Below are 289 nucleotides of genomic sequence, written 5' to 3' on the forward strand. Positions count from 1 at the left end.
AATGCAGAATGCTGAACGATCTGAAACTGCTGGAGCTGTTCGTGCGGGTGGCGCGGCTGGGCGCGATCGGCAAGGCGGGCGCGGAATTCGGCATTTCGCCCACCAGCGCGACCCAGCGGATCCAGTCGCTTGAAACCGCGATCGGGGCACGGTTGCTGCACCGCACCACGCGCAGCGTCTGCCTGACCTCGGAAGGCGAACGGCTGTTGCACCATGCCGAAAATATTCTGGAAAGCGTGCAGGACGCGGTCCTGGATGTCCGGCGCGACGATCAGGCCCTGCGCGGCAC

The 289-nt window shown here is 65.1% G+C and carries 1 protein-coding gene; it reads left to right on the forward strand.

Translation table 11 applies throughout. The features are described 5' to 3' along the window. Positions 1-8: 8 nt before the first annotated feature. On the forward strand, positions 9-289 hold a 281-nt coding region (locus tag K3A85_RS17840), incomplete at its 3' end, for a LysR family transcriptional regulator (protein WP_225207860.1).

Origin of the sequence: Novosphingobium huizhouense (genome assembly GCF_020179475.1) — a bacterium.
GTDB classification, from domain to species: domain Bacteria; phylum Pseudomonadota; class Alphaproteobacteria; order Sphingomonadales; family Sphingomonadaceae; genus Novosphingobium; species Novosphingobium huizhouense.